The organism is Rhodococcus sp. SBT000017, from assembly GCF_003688915.1.
Classification (GTDB): domain Bacteria; phylum Actinomycetota; class Actinomycetes; order Mycobacteriales; family Mycobacteriaceae; genus Rhodococcoides.
In genome coordinates, this window is record NZ_REFU01000001.1 from 2,514,795 (window position 1) to 2,534,103 (window position 19,309).

General features: G+C 65.3%; 22 protein-coding genes. 8 read left to right on the plus strand and 14 right to left on the minus strand.

Annotated features, from left to right (window positions below):
• Nucleotides 1-17: 17 nt before the first annotated feature.
• Nucleotides 18-716 (minus strand): phosphonatase-like hydrolase, encoded by a 699-nt coding sequence (locus tag AYK61_RS11545; RefSeq protein WP_121870904.1) that lies wholly within the window; start codon nucleotides 714-716, stop codon nucleotides 18-20.
• 108 nt (nucleotides 717-824) lie between these two features.
• On the opposite strand from AYK61_RS11545, the gene AYK61_RS11550 reads away from it, so the two are divergent.
• Complete coding sequence (locus tag AYK61_RS11550) at nucleotides 825-1,538, plus strand: GntR family transcriptional regulator (RefSeq protein ID WP_121870905.1); 714 nt, start codon at nucleotides 825-827, stop codon at nucleotides 1,536-1,538.
• Nucleotides 1,539-1,565: 27 nt separating this feature from the next.
• Nucleotides 1,566-2,687: a TIGR03364 family FAD-dependent oxidoreductase gene (locus AYK61_RS11555; protein ID WP_121870906.1), complete on the plus strand. Its 1,122-nt coding sequence runs from the start codon at nucleotides 1,566-1,568 to the stop codon at nucleotides 2,685-2,687.
• Nucleotides 2,688-2,697: 10 nt separating this feature from the next.
• Here AYK61_RS11555 and AYK61_RS11560 read toward each other — a convergent pair whose 3' ends face one another.
• The 4 genes from AYK61_RS11560 to AYK61_RS11575 form a co-directional block, all read right to left on the minus strand.
• A complete protein-coding gene (locus AYK61_RS11560) occupies nucleotides 2,698-3,921 on the minus strand; it encodes a Dyp-type peroxidase (protein ID WP_121870907.1) in 1,224 nt (407 codons plus the stop codon).
• Nucleotides 3,914-4,468 (minus strand): copper chaperone PCu(A)C, encoded by a 555-nt coding sequence (locus AYK61_RS11565; protein ID WP_121870908.1) that lies wholly within the window; start codon nucleotides 4,466-4,468, stop codon nucleotides 3,914-3,916. Before AYK61_RS11565 ends, AYK61_RS11560 begins: the two co-directional genes overlap by 8 nt.
• The gene (locus tag AYK61_RS11570) at nucleotides 4,465-5,940 is read right to left on the minus strand and encodes a PepSY domain-containing protein (protein WP_259468016.1); all 1,476 of its coding nucleotides are present in this window, start codon (nucleotides 5,938-5,940) and stop codon (nucleotides 4,465-4,467) included. Before AYK61_RS11570 ends, AYK61_RS11565 begins: the two co-directional genes overlap by 4 nt.
• 179 nt (nucleotides 5,941-6,119) lie before the next feature.
• Complete coding sequence (locus tag AYK61_RS11575) at nucleotides 6,120-6,650, minus strand: hypothetical protein (protein WP_145977556.1); 531 nt, start codon at nucleotides 6,648-6,650, stop codon at nucleotides 6,120-6,122.
• Between the two features lie 160 nt (nucleotides 6,651-6,810).
• Here AYK61_RS11575 and AYK61_RS11580 point away from each other — a divergent pair, with 160 nt between their 5' ends.
• Nucleotides 6,811-7,056: a hypothetical protein gene (locus AYK61_RS11580; protein ID WP_121870911.1), complete on the plus strand. Its 246-nt coding sequence runs from the start codon at nucleotides 6,811-6,813 to the stop codon at nucleotides 7,054-7,056.
• 71 nt (nucleotides 7,057-7,127) lie between these two features.
• Nucleotides 7,128-7,871: a SagB family peptide dehydrogenase gene (locus AYK61_RS11585; RefSeq protein ID WP_121870912.1), complete on the plus strand. Its 744-nt coding sequence runs from the start codon at nucleotides 7,128-7,130 to the stop codon at nucleotides 7,869-7,871.
• On the opposite strand, the gene AYK61_RS11590 is transcribed toward AYK61_RS11585, so the two are convergent.
• The 6 genes from AYK61_RS11590 to AYK61_RS11610 all read right to left on the minus strand — a co-directional run bounded on the left by AYK61_RS11590 (nucleotide 7,821) and on the right by AYK61_RS11610 (nucleotide 13,608).
• A complete protein-coding gene (locus AYK61_RS11590) occupies nucleotides 7,821-9,047 on the minus strand; it encodes an MFS transporter (protein WP_183130243.1) in 1,227 nt (408 codons plus the stop codon). The genes AYK61_RS11585 and AYK61_RS11590 overlap by 51 nt on opposite strands.
• Nucleotides 9,044-10,402, minus strand: a complete 1,359-nt coding sequence (locus AYK61_RS11595) for a YcaO-like family protein (RefSeq protein ID WP_121870914.1) — start codon at nucleotides 10,400-10,402, stop codon at nucleotides 9,044-9,046. Before AYK61_RS11595 ends, AYK61_RS11590 begins: the two co-directional genes overlap by 4 nt.
• The gene (locus AYK61_RS11600) at nucleotides 10,399-11,730 is read right to left on the minus strand and encodes a CocE/NonD family hydrolase (protein WP_121870915.1); all 1,332 of its coding nucleotides are present in this window, start codon (nucleotides 11,728-11,730) and stop codon (nucleotides 10,399-10,401) included. The genes AYK61_RS11595 and AYK61_RS11600 overlap by 4 nt, the downstream gene beginning before the upstream one ends.
• On the minus strand, nucleotides 11,727-12,404 hold the full coding sequence (locus AYK61_RS11605; protein WP_121870916.1) for a hypothetical protein: 678 nt from the start codon (nucleotides 12,402-12,404) through the stop codon (nucleotides 11,727-11,729). Before AYK61_RS11605 ends, AYK61_RS11600 begins: the two co-directional genes overlap by 4 nt.
• Before the next feature lie 52 nt (nucleotides 12,405-12,456).
• Nucleotides 12,457-12,570 carry a streptamidine family RiPP gene (amiA, locus tag AYK61_RS27815; protein ID WP_254924168.1) on the minus strand — a complete coding sequence of 38 codons (114 nt, stop codon included), beginning with the start codon at nucleotides 12,568-12,570 and terminating at the stop codon, nucleotides 12,457-12,459.
• A 108-nt stretch (nucleotides 12,571-12,678) separates the two neighbouring features.
• On the minus strand, nucleotides 12,679-13,608 hold the full coding sequence (locus tag AYK61_RS11610) for an ABC transporter substrate-binding protein (protein ID WP_183130244.1): 930 nt from the start codon (nucleotides 13,606-13,608) through the stop codon (nucleotides 12,679-12,681).
• A 31-nt stretch (nucleotides 13,609-13,639) separates the two neighbouring features.
• Between AYK61_RS11610 and AYK61_RS11615 the strand changes: the two genes are divergently transcribed.
• From AYK61_RS11615 to AYK61_RS11625, 3 genes are read left to right on the plus strand one after another with little or no spacing between them, the layout of a single operon-like run.
• A complete protein-coding gene (locus tag AYK61_RS11615) occupies nucleotides 13,640-14,629 on the plus strand; it encodes an iron ABC transporter permease (protein WP_183130245.1) in 990 nt (329 codons plus the stop codon).
• Entirely contained in the window at nucleotides 14,626-15,603 is a 978-nt protein-coding gene (locus AYK61_RS11620) for an iron ABC transporter permease (protein WP_121870918.1), read from the plus strand. Before AYK61_RS11615 ends, AYK61_RS11620 begins: the two co-directional genes overlap by 4 nt.
• Nucleotides 15,600-16,391 (plus strand): ABC transporter ATP-binding protein, encoded by a 792-nt coding sequence (locus tag AYK61_RS11625; protein WP_121870919.1) that lies wholly within the window; start codon nucleotides 15,600-15,602, stop codon nucleotides 16,389-16,391. Before AYK61_RS11620 ends, AYK61_RS11625 begins: the two co-directional genes overlap by 4 nt.
• Before the next feature lie 9 nt (nucleotides 16,392-16,400).
• Here the strand turns inward: AYK61_RS11625 and AYK61_RS11630 are convergent, their stop codons facing one another.
• Nucleotides 16,401-16,976 (minus strand): TetR/AcrR family transcriptional regulator, encoded by a 576-nt coding sequence (locus AYK61_RS11630; RefSeq protein WP_121870920.1) that lies wholly within the window; start codon nucleotides 16,974-16,976, stop codon nucleotides 16,401-16,403.
• Between the two features lie 80 nt (nucleotides 16,977-17,056).
• On the opposite strand from AYK61_RS11630, the gene AYK61_RS11635 reads away from it, so the two are divergent.
• Nucleotides 17,057-17,671, plus strand: coding sequence for an NAD(P)H-dependent oxidoreductase (locus AYK61_RS11635; protein ID WP_121870921.1), 615 nt, complete (start codon nucleotides 17,057-17,059; stop codon nucleotides 17,669-17,671).
• Between the two features lie 27 nt (nucleotides 17,672-17,698).
• Here AYK61_RS11635 and AYK61_RS11640 read toward each other — a convergent pair whose 3' ends face one another.
• Nucleotides 17,699-18,565, minus strand: coding sequence for an alpha/beta hydrolase (locus AYK61_RS11640; protein WP_121870922.1), 867 nt, complete (start codon nucleotides 18,563-18,565; stop codon nucleotides 17,699-17,701).
• A gap of 122 nt (nucleotides 18,566-18,687) precedes the next feature.
• Nucleotides 18,688-19,284, minus strand: a complete 597-nt coding sequence (locus AYK61_RS11645) for a TetR/AcrR family transcriptional regulator (RefSeq protein WP_147458311.1) — start codon at nucleotides 19,282-19,284, stop codon at nucleotides 18,688-18,690.
• Between the last annotated feature and the right edge of the window lie 25 nt (nucleotides 19,285-19,309).

Consider the following 19,309-nt stretch of genomic DNA (forward strand, 5'->3'; position numbering starts at 1 on the left):
TGTTCAAGGCAAGCTGTTCAAGGCAGAACGATGGGGGGAAGGTCGGCGACGCTGTCGAGCACGTGGGTGGCGCCGGCCTCACGCAGTCGGTCCTCGGAGTGAGCTCCGGTGAGCACCCCGACCAGCAGAGATGCGCCGGCTCGGCGACCGGACAGAATGTCGCTGGACGTGTCTCCGACGACCGCGACCGCAGCGATGTCACTGACCTCGGCGAGCAGCGCAGCCGAGAGGACGAGATCCGGGTGGGGCCTGCCACGACCGGCATCGCCGGGTGCGAGGAACGCGTCGGGCAGATCCTGCCAGCCGAGTGTGTCGATGATGCGTTTCTGCGTCGGTGCCGAGAAGCCGGTGGTCAGGACGACGGTGATTCCGGATTCACGGAGCTTCGTGATGGCCTGGGCTGCACCGGGAACGGGCGCGATTCCGTCGTCGATGCGGGCGTCGTAGGCCGACTCGAACGCATGGTTGGCAGCCTGGGCTCGGTCCTCTGTTCCGAAGAGTGCGCGGAACACCTCGATCTTGGACTGCCCCATCGTGTCGAGGACGTAGCGGCGGGCGTCGTCGCGTTCCGGTCCTCTGTCGGCGAGTCCGACGGCAGTGGCTGCGGCGTCGAACGATTCGAGCACGAGACCGTCGTCGGTGACGGTGGTTCCGGCCATGTCCAGGACGACGAGCTCGATGGCGGTGCTGGTGTTCGGGCTGGTGGAGTTCGACATGAGGAAGAGACTGCCGTTTGGTATAGACCATTGCATGGAACTCGAGTGAACGGACTGTGAACGTCGAACGACGAATAGGTCTAGACCAATTGGTGCTATGGTTGGTCCATGGTTGTGGACACCGAACCTCGCGTACTCAAGCACCAGATCGTGCGCAGAAGTCTCGACGCCATGCTCGACGGTATGTCGGCGGGCGACGCGTTTCCTTCCGAGCGCGATCTCGCCGACAGATACGACGTGTCTCGCGAAACACTGCGTCAAGCCATCCGAGAACTGTTGGTAGCCGGTCGAATCGAACGACGGGGGCGTGCGACGGTGGTTGCCGAGCCCAAAGTGGTGCTGCCGCTGGCCATCGGCTCGTATACCGAGGCCGCGCGCGAGAAGGGCATGAGCGCTACCCGAATCCTGGTCGGCTGGGACACGTTCCGAGCCGACGCAGCGCTGGCGGATCTACTCGGAATCGAGATCGGTTCGGAAGTGGTACAACTCGAACGCGTCTTCACCACCGGTGACGTCCGAGTCGGACTCGAAACGACTCGCATCCCCGCGTATCGAATTCCGGGGTTGCAGGACAGTTTCGATCACCGTTCGTCGCTGTATGCCGAGTTGCGGACGCGCGGAGTCGTGTTCGGGCGCGTCGTCGACACCATCGAAACCGTCCTCCCCGATGCCAGGGAAGCTGCACTACTCACCGTCGACACCCGCACACCGATGTTTCTGCTCGGCCGTGTCTCCTACGACACCGACGGGGTTCCCATCGAACACCGTCGGTCGCTCTATCGCGGAGACCGGATGACCTTCACCGCCGTCATGAACGCCTGACATGACCTCTCGAGAAAGACACTTCTCATGACCTCCACTTACGACGTCGTGGTCGTCGGGGCCGGCATCGTCGGCCTTGCACACGCCTATCACGCTCATCGGCGCGGGCTCACCGTGGCGGTGGTCGATCATGCCGATCGCGTCTCAGGCGCCTCGGTGCAGAACTTCGGACACGCCTGCATCACAGCGCAATCCGGTACTGCACTGGACTATGCGCGCGTCGGCCGCAGTCACTGGCTCGACCTCGCCCGCACAGCGAGCTTCTGGGCTGCCGAAACGGGAACGCATTGCGTCGCCCGGCACGAGGACGAGTTCGCGGTGCTCGAGCAGTTCGCCGAACTGCGGGGTGAGGAGCAGGTTCAGCTGCTGGACCGCGCCGAGGTGCTGAACCGACTCCCCATTGCCGACACCGATGTGGTCGGCGGCATGTACCTGCCGCTGGACGTCCAAGTGGACCCACGTGCTGCTGCGCCTGCCATCGCACGCTGGCTCGAGACCTCCGGGGTGGATTTCCACTGGCGCACCGCTGCAACCTCGTTCGCACCGGGCATCGTCCACACCTCGCGCGGTGACCTGCATGCCGGCACCACGTTCGTCACCGTCAACCACGACATCGATCGCCTGTTTCCCGAGTACGCCGAACGCGGCGGACTGGTGCGGTGTCGGCTGCACATGCTGCGCGCCACGCTGCCCCTTCGCGCTCCACTACCCACCCCGCTGTTCACCGGCTGGTCCCTGCTCCGGTACTCGGGCTTCGAGAATCTGCCCGCCGTGACAGACGTCGCCGCCCGCCTGCAGGCCGAGTATCCCGGGTACGTCGAGCTCGATCTGCATCAGATGTACACCCCCCAACCGGACGGGTCGATGCTGCTCGGCGACACACACGTTCGCGAGATCACCACGTCGCCGTTCCAGAGCGAGGAGGGATTCCAGGTGCTCCTCACCGAAGCCAAGGCGCTGTTCGGAGTCGACCGCATCGACGTCACCGAGCGGTGGCAGGGAACCTACTGCTCGGCACCGGGTTCGGAGTTCCTGCTGGAAGAACCGGTCGATCGCGTGCACATCGCCACCGTCACCACCGGGATCGGTATGACCACCAGCATGGGCCTGGCGCTCTCCAACGTGGACAGGGTTCTGGTACCGGCCTGAGCGCACCTGGTTACCCGAGCAGGCTCTGCCCCAGATAGCCGTCGCCGACCACTCCCGGCAGTATCGCGAACACCGCTGACCCGATCGGCGTCGTCCATTCGTTCAGGGCATCGAATTCGTCGAGGCGCTGCTGAATCGGTAGGAACTGGGTGAGCACATCGCGCTGATAGCTCGCGAACAGCAGCCCGGAGTTCGACACCGAACCGGGAGCAGGCGGATCGTCGTAGTTGTACGCCCGCCGGAAGATTCGCTCGCCGTCGTGAAGGTGCCGTGCCCGCGCGATGTGCGAGGACGGTGGGATGACCGGAATGCCGAATCGATCGGTCACCTCGAAATCGGCCACGTCGAACTCTGCGGTTCCGGTCAACGGGGCTCCGGTGTCGAGGGTTCGCCCCACCGTCAGTTCCCGGCCCGGTCGGTCCAGTTCGTCCCAGGTGTCCATCTCGATTCGGATGCGCCGCAACACCATCGACGTTCCGTGCTGCATCCAGGGCTGATCGCTACCGTCGTCCCAGACCAACGTGTCGAAGTCCGTAGTTCCGGCCGCAGGATTGACTGTGCCGTCCACCTGCCCCATCAGATTGCGCATCGTGGTGCCCGATTCCTCGGTACCCCGCGAGCGCCGGAATCCGCGCTGTGTCCAGGCGATCGTCACCAACGAGCGAACGTTCTTGGTGAGTACCCGCAGGGCGTGTGCGACGGTGACAGGATCGTCCGAGCACACCTGCAGCAGCAGATCTCCACCGGTGAATTCCGGTTCCAGACGGTCGATTCCGAAGGCAGGAAGGGGTGCCAGCCACGACGGCCGCCGATCCGGCAGACCGATCGCGTCGAACACACCGGGGCCGAGTCCGACGGTCACCGTCAGGCGTGCGGGCCGAAGCGCCAGTTCGGCCTCGGTATCGGCCAGCGCGGGCGCACCGGCAGTGAGCCGTCCGATGTCCTCGGTCCAGACCTTCAGGATTCCGATCAGCTGGTCGCGCCCGACACGATCCTGCAGATTCAACCCGACGAACGTCGAGTGTGCCTGTGGCGGAACGGTATCGATTCCCGCTTGATGCAGGCCCCGCCACGGCACCGTCTCACTCCCGGTGGCCGTCTCCTCGGCCCGGTTGCCGATGATTCCGTAACCGGTCGCCGCTCCCACGCCCGCGACGCCGAGCGCGGCGACGCCTCCACCGAGGAGGCGTCGCCGGCTCAGCGAGCGTGGGGACCGGTTTTCGTTGTCAGCCACCGTGTGCCGGCGCAGGGGTCGCCGACCCGTCCATGTCCATGTTCATGGCACCGGGCTCGTAATTCTCCTGGGCACCGGGGAAGTCCCGTACCTGCGCGGTGAATGTCGTGCTCGACGCATCCTCGAACTCGAGGGTGAACTCCGCGTCGGCTCCGGGGGTCAGCGGCGAGGTGACGTCCATCAACATCAGGTGGTCACCGCCCGCGGCGAGCACGTGTGTGCCGCCCGCCGGAATGACGAAGCCGCCCTCCTTCGGCCGCATCACCATCGCTCCGTCGGCTCCGGTTGCCATCTCGTGCAATTCCATTCGGCTCGACGCCGGCGACGACGCACCGACCACGTGCACATCGGCGTCGCCGGTGTTCTGCAGTTCGGCGAACGCCGCCGTCATACCGGCGTCGGCCGCTTTGACCCATTGCTCGCGGACGACGACGGAATCGGACTCCTTCGCCGCGGCGGCCGGCTCCTTGCCGGAGCATCCGGTGAGGATCAGACCGGTGACCGACAGTGCGGCCAACAGCGTCGAGGTACGTCGGGTGAGATTCATACGAGTTCGCTTTCGTGTTGGGAAGCAGCGGAATTGGCGGTTCTGGTCCGTGCTCGGCGGATCGACCCGAGGACCACGTCGACGGCGAGGAACGCCACCAGGCTCAGCCCGAGGAGTGGAACGAACCAGCCGACAGCGATCGCGACGACCGACAGCGCGACGACGGCCATCGGTGAGATTCGCCGAATGCCGCCGCGCAGCGGAGGCCGCCCCGCGGTGAGTCCGGTTGCCCTGGTGGGACGGCGTTTCCACCACATCATGTAGCCGCGGACGATGACCGATGCCAGAGCGACCGCAAGAGCGAGCAGGGCAAGCTGATTGGCTATACCGAACAGCGTCCCCATGTGCAGTTGGATACCCCAGGCCGAGAGCTTCGCGGCAAGGGGCCAGTCGGAGAAGTACAGGGTGTCGATCACCGTGCCTGCGGCACCGTCGACCGAGATGGAGTTGTTCGACATCACCCAGGGCTGACGGGTTTCGGCGACGACGAACGCTGCGTCGTCCGACGCGGGTATCGACGCCTCCACCGCTCCGTCGATACCGTTGGCCTTCGCGATGTCGAGGACCGAATCGATGCGTCCGACGTTGTCGTCGGTCATCGACGCGTCGGCCGACATGTCCATCGAATGACCGCCGTGACCGGAGTGGTCACCTGTCGTCGTCGCCTCGGAGGTACCGATGGTCTTGGTGATGGCTGGGGTGGTCCAGCTCAGCGCCGTGCGTAGGTCGGTGACGTTCTCGCCCGCGTAAGTGGACCACGCGAGACCGGTGGCGGACAGGAAGATCAGACCAACAGCGATCCAGATTCCCGCCACTCCGTGCCAGTTCAAAGACCGATTGCGCCCCTTCGACTTTCGATCGAAGGTGAGCAGTCTTGCCTTGTCGCGGTTGCGTCGATAGCGCTCGAACCACAGGTAGAGGCCGCCGAGCGCGATCACCCACAGCCACGAGGCGGCGAGTTCACTGTAGAGGCGTCCGGGCTCCCCCAGATGCAGGTGCCGGTGTAGCTCGGATATCCAGGTACGCAACGGTAGGGCGCTCGACGATCCGTAGACCGCCAGCTCACCCACGTTCGTCGCGGTGGCGGGGTCGACGAAGACGGCCAGCCGCTCGGATTCGCCGAGGCTCGGATCGGTGAACATCACTCGGGTGGTGTCGCCGGCCTCGGCTGCGGGGCGGACGGCGGCGACGGTGAGATCGGGTCGTTCGGCCTGCGCAGCCCGAATCTGTTGTGCGACGGGGACGGCCGGGCCGGTTGCATCCACGTGGAGGTAGTCGCGGTAGACGAGTTGCTCGATGGTCGGTGCGACGGCATAGAGCCCGCCGCTGATGGTGGCGATCAGGATGAACGGTGCAACGAGAATGCCGGCATAGAAGTGCAGGCGCAGGATCAGGGGACGCCAGCTGCGGGGGCTTGTCGGACGGGTGGGCGGGGAAGGATCGGCGACGCGTTCCATTTCCGGTGTGGACACGAGGACTCGTTTCGTGAAGGCATGAGTGGGCGCGCGGATGCGCGAAGTGGCATCGCCTGCGGGACCAGGCCGCGCGGAAGCAGCGTGAATCACCGAGAGTGCGATGTGCGGAATCGAATGCGGCAAGAACCCACCACCCGACGCCTGACGAGCAGGGCGGGTGCGACGGTGGGCTGTGCTCAGGCAGCTCGAACAGGCGGTCCGCGGCTTCCGCAACCCGACAGGTCGAGTAGCCGCGGAGATCCCGGGAGTCGGTAGACCGGGAGTTCGGGGGCGACGCGGGACTCGTCGACGACCAGAGTTGCCAACAGGGGCAGAGCCTTGCGTAGCGAGGTCACCGCGCGCCGGATGCCGTGCTCGGCTCCGCGGATGGCCAGAGCGCCGACCAGGATGGCAACCGCGTGGGCCGCGAACATCTGCTGGGTGATCAGCGGACCGTGATGGTGACCGTCGACGGCGGTGAGCAGCAGGTGTCCGATCGACTGCGCGGCGGTCAGAATCATCGGCAACTGTGCGCGCGGTGCCACCTGCGTCGGTGCCGCAGCGGCCGCGTAGCCGATCGCCGCGGATACGACGGCCAACAGCACCATCGCTGCGTCGGATGGAAGCATCCCGCCACCGAACGTGTGTGCTGCGACGGTGACCAGCGCGGACAGCCCGCCCACGGAGGCACCGCGCAGGAGCGCGGATCCATCCGTGGTCATCGGCATGGACGGGAGCTTACTACCGACTACACCGCGTAGTAGCCCAGGTGCGAGAACGAGGTCTCCGAACCCCGAAGCCGGTCCGACGGTCTTTTTGCGGTTGGTTATCCTGATCTTCGGTACTCGAACCATCAACGGTCGAGCCACGAGATCGAGAGTGGACCACATGGCAGAGAATTCGGACGCGGCTCAGGCGCGGGTGTTCGACGACATGCTGACCGCCGAGATCGCAGCCGCGTCGAGTCGCGTCGAGGAGTCCGAGCAGCTCGCGCGCAAGGCGTTGAGAGTCCGGGATTCACGCAGTCATGTGTGGCACAGCGATGAAGCGCAGACACAGAAGCAGGCGCTGTACGAGTTGTATCGCCAGCTGGACGCACTGAGAAATCGATTCCCCACCGTTCACTGCCAGTAGGAGCGACTCGCGACCGAGATACCCGATCCCTTATCGACACTGGTTACCGTGTTCGATTAAGGTCGAACTCCATGGCTGAAGATCCGTTCGATTCCACGGTAGCGCGCGTCCACGATGTGCACCGACGCCTCCTCGATCGCGGCACCGGAGAGGGCCTTCCGACCGTCCCCGCAGCCGACGGGACATGTGTTCTGCCGTCGCCACCGCCACTCCCACCGATGCGCCTCGACACCGCACTGCGCGACCGACGGTCGCACTATCGATTCGCGGACATGGATGCGCTGCAGCTCTCGACTCTTCTCCGGTCGGCAGCGGGGCCCGGTCGGACTGCCGAGCGGCCGGACGGCACGCCGCACACCTTCCGGATGAATCCGACGGCAGGCGGACTCGATTCGATCGACCTGCATCTCGTGGTCCTCCGCGGTACAGGTGAGATCGACTCGGGGACCTACCTTTTCGATCCGGATCGACACGTTCTGAGCAGAACCGGCACCGGACCGTGCGTCGACGCGCTCGAATCATGCCTCGTGCAGCCACAATTCGCGCGGCGGGCACCCTTCGTCGTGATTCTCGTCGGACGCCTCGACCGAACCCTGATCAAATACAGCGAACGCCACTATCGCACCCTGCACATCGACGCCGGCATCGCCGCGCAGAACCTGTACTTGGTCGCGACCGCACTCGAATCGGCGTGCTGTGCAATCTCGGGCTTCTACGACGAGGAGCTCTCGCACTTGCTCCGCCTGGACCGACTGTCCGTTCCGCTACTGGCCTTCGCGCTCGGCGGACTCGGTGAGGACGGCAAGCAACGGTAGCCGCGGCACCCCGAGCCACAGGGCTACCGCCCCCGCAAGAGCGAGCGCGCCCGCTCCGAGCACGACGGCCGCGGTCACGCCGAACATACCGGCAACGGCCCCGCCTGCCGCAGCGCCGAAGGGAGTTCCACCCATCGCGATCATCCGTGCCGTGGTGTTCACCCGGGACTGCAGGTGGTCGGGCGTGACGGACTGACGAACCACGATGCCGTTGACGACGATCATCGTGTTGGCGGCCTGATAGACGATCAGAACCAGCAGAGATACAGCGAGTACTCCCGTGACGGACCACGCCAGCATCGACAGGAAGGCCACCACCAAGCCGAGGCACGTGATCACGCCGGTCCCGACCACCCGTTGGATGCGCGCACTGACCAGACTGACCAGGAATGCCCCGAGAGCCGTTGCTGCATAGAGTGATCCGATTCTCCCATCCTCGGCGGCCAGACCGAGCTGCCGGACGCCGACGACCACCATCAGTCCCACCACCACACCGTTGGCGATGCTCACCCCGACGCCGACCGCGGTCAGTGCCCGCACCACGCGGTGACGCCGAATGAATGACACCCCTTCTACGATCGACCTGCCCAGACCGGAACCGCCCGGAGCCGACGCGGCGCTCACGGGTAGCGCGGTCGTCGAGGTGACCACCGTCGCGACGAGAAAACACAGTGCATCGATCGCGATGGCACCCGGCGGACCCAGAGTCGTCGCGGCAACGCCACCGAGCAACGGGCCCGCGATCCCGATGACCGTGCCCACGCTGACGAGTGTGCCTGTCGCGTCGGCGATTCGATGGCGTCCCACCAAGGCCGGTACGACGCCGAAGGACGCGGCATCGAAGAACACGAACAGCGTCGAAACGACGAACGCGATGATCATCAGGTGTGCAACGGTCACCGACGCGATCAGGTGGGCCGCCGGGATGGAAGCCAGAGCGAGAGCACTGCCGAGTTGAGTGGCGAGCAGGACTGCGCGACGGTCGTACCTGTCGGCCAGCGCACCTGCGATCAGTCCGAACATCAAGTACGGCAACGACTCCACCGCGAAAGCGACGCCGGACAGCAACGGCGAGCCGCTCAACTGATAGACGAGCATCGGCACGGCCACCGTGGACATCGCGTTACCGATCCAGGCGACCGCACGCGCCAGAACGAAGCGTCGAAAGGCGGTCACAGGCTCGGGGGCGGAGCGAGCAGCAGCGTGTTCGGATCGGTCGGGTCGCAATCGGGTGCGTGCTGTCGAGCGATGTCGCGCCACCGAGGTAGCCCGAAGTAGGGAAATGCGGCCGGGGCGTTGGGAATCAAGCCGGAGGCACAGACCCGGGCCACCCGCAGTGGCGTCGACGCCACGTCCGAGGTGGTGATGTCGCAGACGACCACCTCGTGGCCCGCTACAGCGAGCGCGCTCCGCATACCGTCGGCGGCACCGTGGGGAAGCTCGTCGATCGATATCGTCTCCGCCGGATTCGTGAAGCGGGGAAGATATGCGGCCTGAGTACGGGGATCGAGCCACACCTGGGCTTGTGCACCCAGGTCGCGGATGTGTTCACTGCGCGCTCCGGCGGCATCGAGGTAGCTGCGATCGGCGCGGTGGTCCAGGTAGAGACCCGGCGACAGCACCCCGGCGCGCATCGATCCGAACACCCAGCCGTCTGCTTCGACCAGTCCTCGGGTGAAGACCCAACTGTGGATCGCTTCGAGAACGGCCTTGCGTGCCGTGTCGACCGGGTCCAGCTTCGCCGAGAAGCCGCCTGCGACGATCCCGAGTTCGAGATCGTGAACAACGGCCGCTACCACCGGAACTCCGAAGTACGACGGCAGCTCGAGGAGATGACACCGCAGTCGTGAGTCGCCGAGGTCTGCCGCGAGTCCGGGCACCGATGCCGGATCTATCCCCCGCGCAGGCAGGTTCAAGTGCCACCACAGCGACAGCGAATCTCGCTCCACGAGCTCGAGCAGTCCACGTGTGGCCGCGTCGTCGAGCCCCTGTCCGGTGGCGATGCCTGCGTAGTTCAGATGATGAATCCGCGGGTCCTTCCTGCGAGATCCGCCGCGCCAGTTGAGGTACACGTACGAGGCCGGAATCGCGACAAGAGCCCCGTCGTCCGATACCCCGTCGACCCAGGCGACTCGCGAGTTCTCGGTGAAACGTTCGAAAGGGAAGCCTTCCGAGTTCAGCTGCCAGGGCGCGAAGAACTCGAATGTCTGTTTCCCCCAATGGCGGACACCCTCGGCGCGCAGTTCTGCGGGCGTTGCGTAGCGCAGCGTGTTCGGTACGTAGTTTCCGCAGTACCGTTCCACTGCCTCGCCGATCGCCGCAATCCTGGCCCCTGCGGGATCCGCGAAGGTGGTACCGAGCGACACCAGGTCGCACGGCCACTGTCCGAGCGCACGGGTATCGGCGATCTCCGCCGTCAGTCCGACGTACCGTTCCGGCATCCCGTCGAGCCTCTCGACCGGATGCAGCGCACGGATCAATCCGGTGAAGGGGTCGACCAGATCGTCTGCGCTGAAGGAGACCTCGCTCATACGGGCATCTCCAACTCGATGCCGCGCACGATGCGTCGCATCGGCACCGTGCGGGTTCCGTACAGATGGTCTTCGTCGGTGTGCAGATCGCGGGCATATCGTGGGAAGGCGTGGGCCGAGATCATCAGTGTCAGTTCCTCTCCCTCGTGAATGTGTGTGGACAACGGCGCGAGGTGCACGACGGAGTCGAGGGACATGCCGTGGGTCAGTTGCTCCACCCCGCCGCCGCGCCGGTGGGCGACGAGCATCGCGCCCCAGTGCCGGTCGCAGTCGCCGCTGTCGACGCGCACCACGGGAGTTCCGACAACGGCTCCAGCGCGCCACGGCACCGGACGGGCAAGGCAGTCCGAGCGTTCCGCCAGCCCTCGAACATCGGTGCCGGGCGTACAGGAAGGGAAGGGCTGCAGAGGATCTGCGACGAAAGTGCCACCGGGCAGCTCGATCGTCGCTCGGGCACTCGGCCAGGCCTCCAGCCGCAGCGGACCACCGGGGTGGCCGTACAGCTGCGCTCCGGTCCACGGCCGACCGTCGAGCACCCCACCCAGCCATGCGCTCATGCGCTCGGCGCGACCCGATCCCCGCATCGAGTGATCCCACGGTCCGAGGGCGAGTGCCGACGGGCCACCCCACGACGACCAGATGTCGACGGTGTCCTGGGTGAACCAGTCCGCCGTCCCACCCTGCGCCAGAAGCGAACACTGTTGTGCTGCAGCGTGGTTCCTGCGTTCCGCATCCGACCTGCCTGCCTCCAGGACGGAGTGCCACGAGGGTATCGGGGGGCTCGACGAGCCTCCGATGTCGGACACCGGCAGCGTCTCGAGCAGATCCGCCGATGCCGAACTCTCGCGAGAGTGGGCAGCATCGCCCTGCTCGGACCACCAGCCGAGGCGCGACTGCAGGTAGAAGGCCCGGTCTCGATTTCGCGCCGTCTCCCCCTTCCCCAGAGCGGGCACGACGACCGATACGCCGGCAATTCCCTCGAATTCGGCTGCGACGAAGGCTGTTTCGGTGGCACAGTGCGCCCCGTAGGACGTGCCGTAGAGGAACAGGAAGGGGGCCCGCGACCACCACGCTTGCGCGGTCATCCACTCGATACAGGCCAGGCCGTCGGCCCCCTCACCGTGATACGGGCGAAAGGACCCGGTGGAGCCGTATCGGCCGCGCACGTCCTGTACGACGGTGGTGAATCCGCGCTCGGACCAGCCCGCAGCCTCGGCGAGGTGAGCTTCGCTGTTGTACGGAGTACGAATCGACAGCACGGCACGCGGGCTCCGCGCCTTCACGACGAAGGTACGAAGTCCCCCGATCATGTACTCGCGCCCCGTCATCGGGGCGGTTCCGGTACAGGCAGAATCGGATGCCGAGTCACCCGGAGCCTACGGAGGTCGATCGCCGTCACGCAATGGTCGGCCGTGGGATCGATGACCTCCGCCAGAACCTGAGCCGCCACGAATTCGGCCGCCGCGTCGGACACCGGATGGATCGGCGACGTCAATCGTCGCCCGCCGGCGCGAGGGGCGTAGCCGTCCTCGATTCGTTGCCTGTTCCGACGGGAGGCGGCGCGCCGCATCGACACGTCGGTCGGTCGGACCCCCTCGGGCACGACGACGTACAGATTGCCGTCACGGAAACACGCGATCGACCCATCGGACCCCAGAGTCTCGACGCCGTCGTCACTGACGGTGATCGATCGAGTCGCCGCATGCCCTGTGGACATACCGACGCGTCCCAGCATTCCCACCAGCGCAGCAGCGACAGAGCCGCAGCCGAGCACCGCAACCTTCTCGGTCGACGGATCGGGAACGACATGGCCTGCGGCGAGTAGCTGGGACAGCGCCGTCTTCGGTTTCGCAGACACCGGTGCCGCGGCGCCGGCCAAAGCTCCTGCCAGTTGGTCGAATTCGTCGTGGCCGAGCGCGAGAGCGAAGTGTTCGTCGTCGGCGGTGCGGAGCACGAATCCCGAATCGGATTCGTACAGTTCGGTTCTGGGTGCAAGTTCCATGGCGACGGCCCGGCCGGGGTCTGCACATCGTGGTGTGCAGACCCCACCGAGATCAGTCCTCGGCTTCCTCGAAGGGGTTCTCGACCAGGGCGTTGCTGTGGCCCGCGGAGTGCGTAGCCAGGGACACCGGTGACTGGATCGAACGGAACAGCTCGTTGTCGTTCATGGTTCTCCTTCTTCGATGGGCAAATCGGTTGCGGTGCAACCGATCCATGGACTCGACATCGTCGAGGTGTCCAACCCTACGTCAAGTGATAATCATTTTCAATAAGGATCACGAACTTTCGAGCTCATTCGTCACAGTGGCGAGCACCATGCGCAACGAGATCGTTCCGCGCCCCGTCGCCCATACCCCGGCGTCCACCTCGATCACCCGATCGTTGTGGGCCGCCGCCACACCCGACCACAGCGGATTGCTCGCCAGCCGGTCCGAGAGAGGCTCACTGTCGGAGCCCGATGAAAATGCTTGCGCAAACACCACATCCGGATCCACCGACGCGATCTGCTCCACCGATACCGTCGCGAAGGCATCGGTTCCCGCCTGCCACGGATAGTCACTGACCTCCGCGAGAAGCGAGCCGACGGGGGTGTCGACGGAATCGACGCCGAGACTGCCCGGTTCGCCGTACATCGACAGCGTCGTGAGGCCACTCCACTTGCCCGCGACTGCATCGACCTCGGCGGTGAACGCCTCGGCAGCGGCGTCTGCCTGCTGCTGCCGATCCGTCACATGGCCTATCGTGCGGAGGAATTCGACCGAATCTCGCCAGGAAGTCGGGTTCACCAGGTACATCGGTGCCACTTCCTCGACGGCACTGCGCAACCCGTCCTGCACTCCTCCGAGTCCGACAACGAGGTCCGGTTCCGAGAGCGCGATGTCCTCGACGTTCTCTTCACCGAATCCGCCCGTGATCTTGCGCATGTCGGCATCCGGGCCGGCATAGCGGGGATCGGCCGCAAGTTCCTCACGATAGGCGACGGGGGTCATGCCCACCTCCTTCAACGCGTCGACGCAGATGAGCGTCAGACACGCGATTCGCTCGACGGGTGCATCGAGCTCGATCACCGTTCCGCTGTCGTCGGTGACCGTGACCGCAGGCACTGAGTCAGCGTTGCCCGCATCGGCAGTACTGCAGGCCGCGAGCGCGAACACCGAGATTGCGAGTGCGCCGAACAATCGAGAAGAGCCGGACAACTTGCGCATGGGAACTCCTTTCCAGAATGATGTGTCCGAAATGATAACCATTACCGATAGAGGGGTTCGCGCTGCGGGTACCTGCGCCTGCATCGCCGTGATCGTGCTGGCTCTGTGCCTGGGTGAGCCGACCCTCGATCCGGTGCGCGCGCTCGACGCCGTGCTCGACCCGTCGAATCCCCTCCATCCGCACGTTGCGCTCATTCGACTGCCGCGTGTGTTGTTGGGCCTGGTGAGCGGTGCGGCCCTCGGACTGGCGGGAGCGTTGATGCAGGATGTACTGCGCAACAGGATTGCCGGTCCGGAGATTCTGGGTGTGTCCTCCGGCGCGGCTGTCGCGATGACGGCCGTTGCCGTCTTTGCCATTCCGTTGCCGCTCACAGCACTTCCCTATCTGGCACTGTGCGGCGCAGCTGTCGCCGGCATCGCGGTGATCACCACCGTCGGACCGACCAGCGACCCGCACCGGGTGGTACTGCTCGGCGCTGCGGTAAGCGCTCTCGCGTCGGGACTGGTCATTGCGCTGGTCAGCCTGGGCACCGAAGGGAACCTGCCCCTGCTCTTTCGGTATCTGCTCGGCAGTCTCGGCGAGCGAGGGTGGAGCCATCTCGGTGTCGCGGCACCCTGGCTTGCCGTCTTCATCCCGCTCGCTCTGCTCATGCGGCATCGAGTCGCTGCCCTTGCACTCGGGGACGATGTGGCTGCGGGACTTGGCATCTCCGTGGTACCGACACGGCTGACCGCACTGGTGTGCGCCGCTGCGCTCACCGCCGCGGTGGCCTCGGTGTGCGGTCCGGTTGCCTACGTCGCGTTGCTGTCCCCACATCTGGCTCGATGGGCTCTGCACACGACCAGTTCGCGGCGGATATTCCTGCTCACGCCCATCGTCGGCGCATTCCTGCTCGCCGCCGCCGACCTGGCATCGCGAATCGTGCTGTATCCGATCGAGATTCCCGTGGGTATCACGACAACGCTTCTGGGCGTTCCGGCACTGCTGATCGCTCTGCACAGACAGTCCGCCACGCGATGAAGGCTCGACACCTCGTGGCGATCGGGATGACGTGCATCGCAGGCCTGTTGATACTTCACCTCGTCTCGGGGCGCAGCGAGCTCGGAGCGACCGAAGTGATCAGGGTACTGACCGGCACGTCGGAGGTGCGAGCACACGAGATCATCGTTCGGAACTACCGTCTTCCACGAGTGCTCGTAGGATTGGTTGCCGGCGCACTCCTGGCACTGGCCGGAGTGTTGCTGCAGGCGGTCATGCGAAACCCACTGGCCGAACCGTCGACGACGGGCGTGGGATCCGGTGCGGCACTGGGCGTTGTGGTGTCGATTCTGGTGCTGCCCGCCCCCGGTACCGCACCCCTGGCGTCACTACTCGGTGCCGCAGGTGCCGGACTGGCTCTGTACCTCCTGGGCCGACGCTCACTGGCGGTCGCGGGAATCCTCATCGGCGCTGTCCTGTCCGCGGCGACCTCACTGCTGCTCGTCGTCGATGCACAACCGATGGGCGTGGTCCTTCGATGGCTGATCGGCTCTCTCAATGCCAGGACGATGGACGATTGGAATCGATTGTGGCCCTGGGCAATCGTACTGATACCGGCCGGGCTGCTGTGTGCGTCGCGCGCAAATGCGCTTGTGCTCGGCGACGCGACGTCCACCGGCCTCGGGATTCGCCCCCACAGGACTCGAATGTTGCTGCTCGCCATCGCGGTACTGGCAACGGCAACGGCCGTCACGGCCGCGGGTGCCGTCGCGTTCGTCGGCTTGATCGCACCTCACGCCGCGCGGGCCGCGCTCGGCGGCGACCACAGGGGACTGATTCCGGTCAGCCTGATCGGCGGTGCCGTGTTGCTGTCCTCCGCAGACCTACTCGCCTTCAGTGCGTCGATCGACATCCCAGGCAGCGGACCCGATGTATCAGGGCTCCCGGTCGGGGCCGTGACGGCACTCGTCGGCGCTCCCTATCTCATCTGGCTGATCAGAAAGGATGCCCGATGACGGGGTACGGCACCACACCGATTCTCGAGGCCGTCGACCTCGGGCTCGGGTATCGCAATCGGACGGTCTCGGAGCACCTCGAGATCGCCATCGAGAAGGGAACGGTCACCGCGCTCGTCGGCCCCAACGGATCGGGCAAGTCGACGTTGCTGATGGCCTTGGCCAGGGTACTGGCCCCTCTGCACGGACAGATACGACTGGACGGCACCCCTCTGCGTGATCGGTCGTCGATCGAGACGGCCCGACGACTCGCCATCCTGCCCCAGACCGCCATCGCACCGCAGGGACTGCGCGTCCGAGAGCTCGTCGAACAGGGGCGATATCCGAGGCTCGGGGCACTGTCGATGCTCAGACGGCACGACGACGAGGCCATGCACACAGCGATGTCCTCGACCGGAATCCTCCACCTCGCCGACCGCACTGTCGATTCACTCTCCGGCGGGGAGCGTCAACGCACCTGGATAGCAATGGCTTTGGCGCAGGAAACCGAAATTCTGCTACTGGACGAACCCACCACGTATCTCGACGTGCGTCATCAGATCGATGTGATGGAGTTGGTCGCCGATCTGGTCGCGAATCGCGGGAAGACCGTGGTGATGGTGCTGCACGACCTCAATCAAGCGGCGCGGTACTGCGATCGAATCGTGGCCATGCGGGATGGTGTCATCGTTGCCGACGGTCATCCCCGCGACATCGTGACACCGACGCTGCTCGAGGACGTATTCGAGATCCGCGCCCGAGTAGTGGCAGATCCGGTTGTCGGTAGGCCGATGTTCATCGCCGAGTGAGCTGCGGGGTCAGAGCTTCCCCACGACGGCGATGATCAACTCGGCCAGTTCGCCTGTCGCTTCCTCGGGTGCGATTGCGCCCGAAACCGCCGCTTGTGACAGTGCTTCCGCTGCACCGAAGATCGCCGTGATCGACGATGCCGAGATCCCGCCGGAGGCGCTGTACGGCTCGAGAATCGACCGGCATCGATCGGAGTACGCCCGTTCGGCCGTTCTCTTGACCTGTTCGAGTTCGGGCGAGCCCTCCAGTGCCGCCAGCACACCCGTCAGCTCACGTCCCTGCGCCAACGCGCATCCCACGTACGAGTTGGCGATGGCCTGTGCGCGTCCGTTCAACGAGGTGGGCGCGGAGCGGAGGGATTCCTCGAGCATGACCGTTTGCCGGTCGTCGAATTCTGTGAACAGTGCGGCCAGGAGTTCTGCACGCGAGGCAAAGTGGCTGTACACCACGGGTTTTGCGACGGCGGCATGTTCGGCGAGTCGGCCGAGCGTCAGAGCGTCGGCCCCTTCCGCTCGCACGAGAGCCCACGAGACCTCCACCAACTGGTCGTATCGGTCGGAACGAGACAGTCGCGTCCGGGCCATCGGGCACCTCCTTGCGCTATATACGAATAGTAACCTACTCTTGGTACATAGCCGTTTCACCTCACCCGAAGGAATCAGCCATGACCGCACTCGTCGTAGTCTCCCATTCCGACCCCGACTCCCTCACCCACCACGTCGCCCGATCCGTATCGGACGCGATCCGCACCGCAGGTGGCACCGTCGAGACGGCCGATCTCGCCGTGGAGAACTTCGATCCACGTTTCGCCGGTGGCGACCTGAATCTGTTTCGAGGCAAGGGAATCACGCCCGCTGACGTGCGTGCCGAACAGGAACGAATCGACCGCGCCGATCACCTGGTTCTGGTCTTCCCGATGTACTGGTGGTCCATGCCGGCACTGCTCAAAGGGTGGATCGATCGCGTCTTCGTCAGCGGATGGGCCTACGATCTCACTGCCGAATACGGCATCGTCAAGAAGCTTGATCGACTCACCGTTCACCTGGTCCCCCTTGCCGGCGACGACGCCGACAGCTTCGAACGCCACGGCGTGTACGACGCGTTCCGAACGCAGATCGAACGGGGCATCGTCGAATACTGCGGTGCCACAGTCGGATCGACGACCTTCCTGCATGAAACCGATACCAGAAGTCGCGATGAACTCGCTACAGAGGTCGCCGATCTCGCTTCTGCCGTTGCCGCCCGTGTAGCCGACCGACAGCAGGCCCTCGCGCACTGACAACCCCAGCACGTCACGCGCTGCGAGTCATTCTCCCAGCTTCGAGACCAACCACTTCACCGTCGACTTACGAACTGCCTCAGCGTGATCGGTGAACAGCTCGAAGTGCGATTCGGGGTAGGAAACATATTCGACACCGTCGACGCGGGACAGTGCCTTGCGCACCCGTACGGGCGGAGTGATGGTGTCGGATTCGGCGAGTATCGCGAGAACCGGAACGGTGAGACGGGCTGCCGCCTTGCGCGTCGACCACCGCAACATGGCCGGTAGCGAAGCAACGGTCACCTCGTTGCGGTAGTTCTCCGCTCCGCGCGCCATCTCGAGAGACCATTCGTAGGCTCCGTCCGAATTCATCGTCGCCACCTCACCCGGCCGTCCCGCCGCCGGGATGGTCAGTCCCGGCCTGCGGAACAGACGTCGTAGTGCGTCCCGAACGATGACCGGTGCGAGCTCGAAATTGCCGGTGGGAGTGAGGTGGATGAACGGGATGATCGCGGCCACCGCTTTCACTCGCGGATCTTCCGCGGCCACAGCAATGGCGTGTCCTCCGGACATGCTGGTTCCCCACACGGCAATTCGCTCGGAATCGATGCGTGGGTCGCGCGCCAGAACGTCGAGCGCGGCACGAAAGGACCGCAGTTGCTGAGGTAGATCGATGTGCTGGCGTACGTCGCCTCCGCTCGCGCCGAATCCCGGGTAGTCGAATGCGAGTGACGCCACCCCACCGGCGGCGAGGTCGGCGCTGTAGTTCGGTATCAGCATCTCCTTGACTCCGGCGAATCCCGGAGCCGTGAACACGGCCGGGCACGGCATCACCTGCTCGCCCTCGGGCAAAGTCATCACTGCGGCTACCTCGACACCGTCCACCGTGAAAGTCGTTCGTTCCTCGATCATCGTCCACCCCTCGGCCCCAGGATCCCCCCCCGTCGGATTCGACGGAAACTACGATCGTAGTTTTCCGATACCGTACGCGGACGACCCGCAGAGCGATTCGAGACCAGAACACGACATCGACGTCAGGGCTCGAGCAACCTACGAACTACCTGCTGGACGTCGGCGCGCGTCGGTGCCCGGACTCCCGCGGTGACGTGCGCGAGAAGCACACCGTCCGCCCAGGCCACGAGCTGAATCGCCGGGTCGAGAGAGGCGTCCTCGGAACCGACACCGGCTGCGGCGCAGAGCAACTCGGCCAACGCCGTGAAGCGGCCGCGCGCGGCGATCAACAACGGTGCCAATTCGTCGGATCGTGAGGACTCGAGAATCAGCGTGTAGCGCGCGACGAGCAACGTGCGATTGACCGGCAACAGCCACGCGTCGACCACGTCGGCGAATACATCGGCGGCGGTGGACCCACTCCACGGACCGGGCTCACGGTCGCCCAGAGCGTCGTGCACGACCACCATTTCCTGCTCTACGAGCGCATCGAGCGCGGCCCGCAGCAGATCGATGCGCCGACGAAAGACATTCGAGGTCGAACCGGCAGGAATCCCGAGCGCCTTGTCGAGACGACGGTGAGTCAGTCCGTGCACACCGTCGGTCGCCAGCAGTTCGATAGCCCCGTCGGCCAGAAGACGACGACGATCGGAGCCGTGGGAACCGCTCACCCGAGTCACGGGCTTCAGTGTATGGAGAACTGAG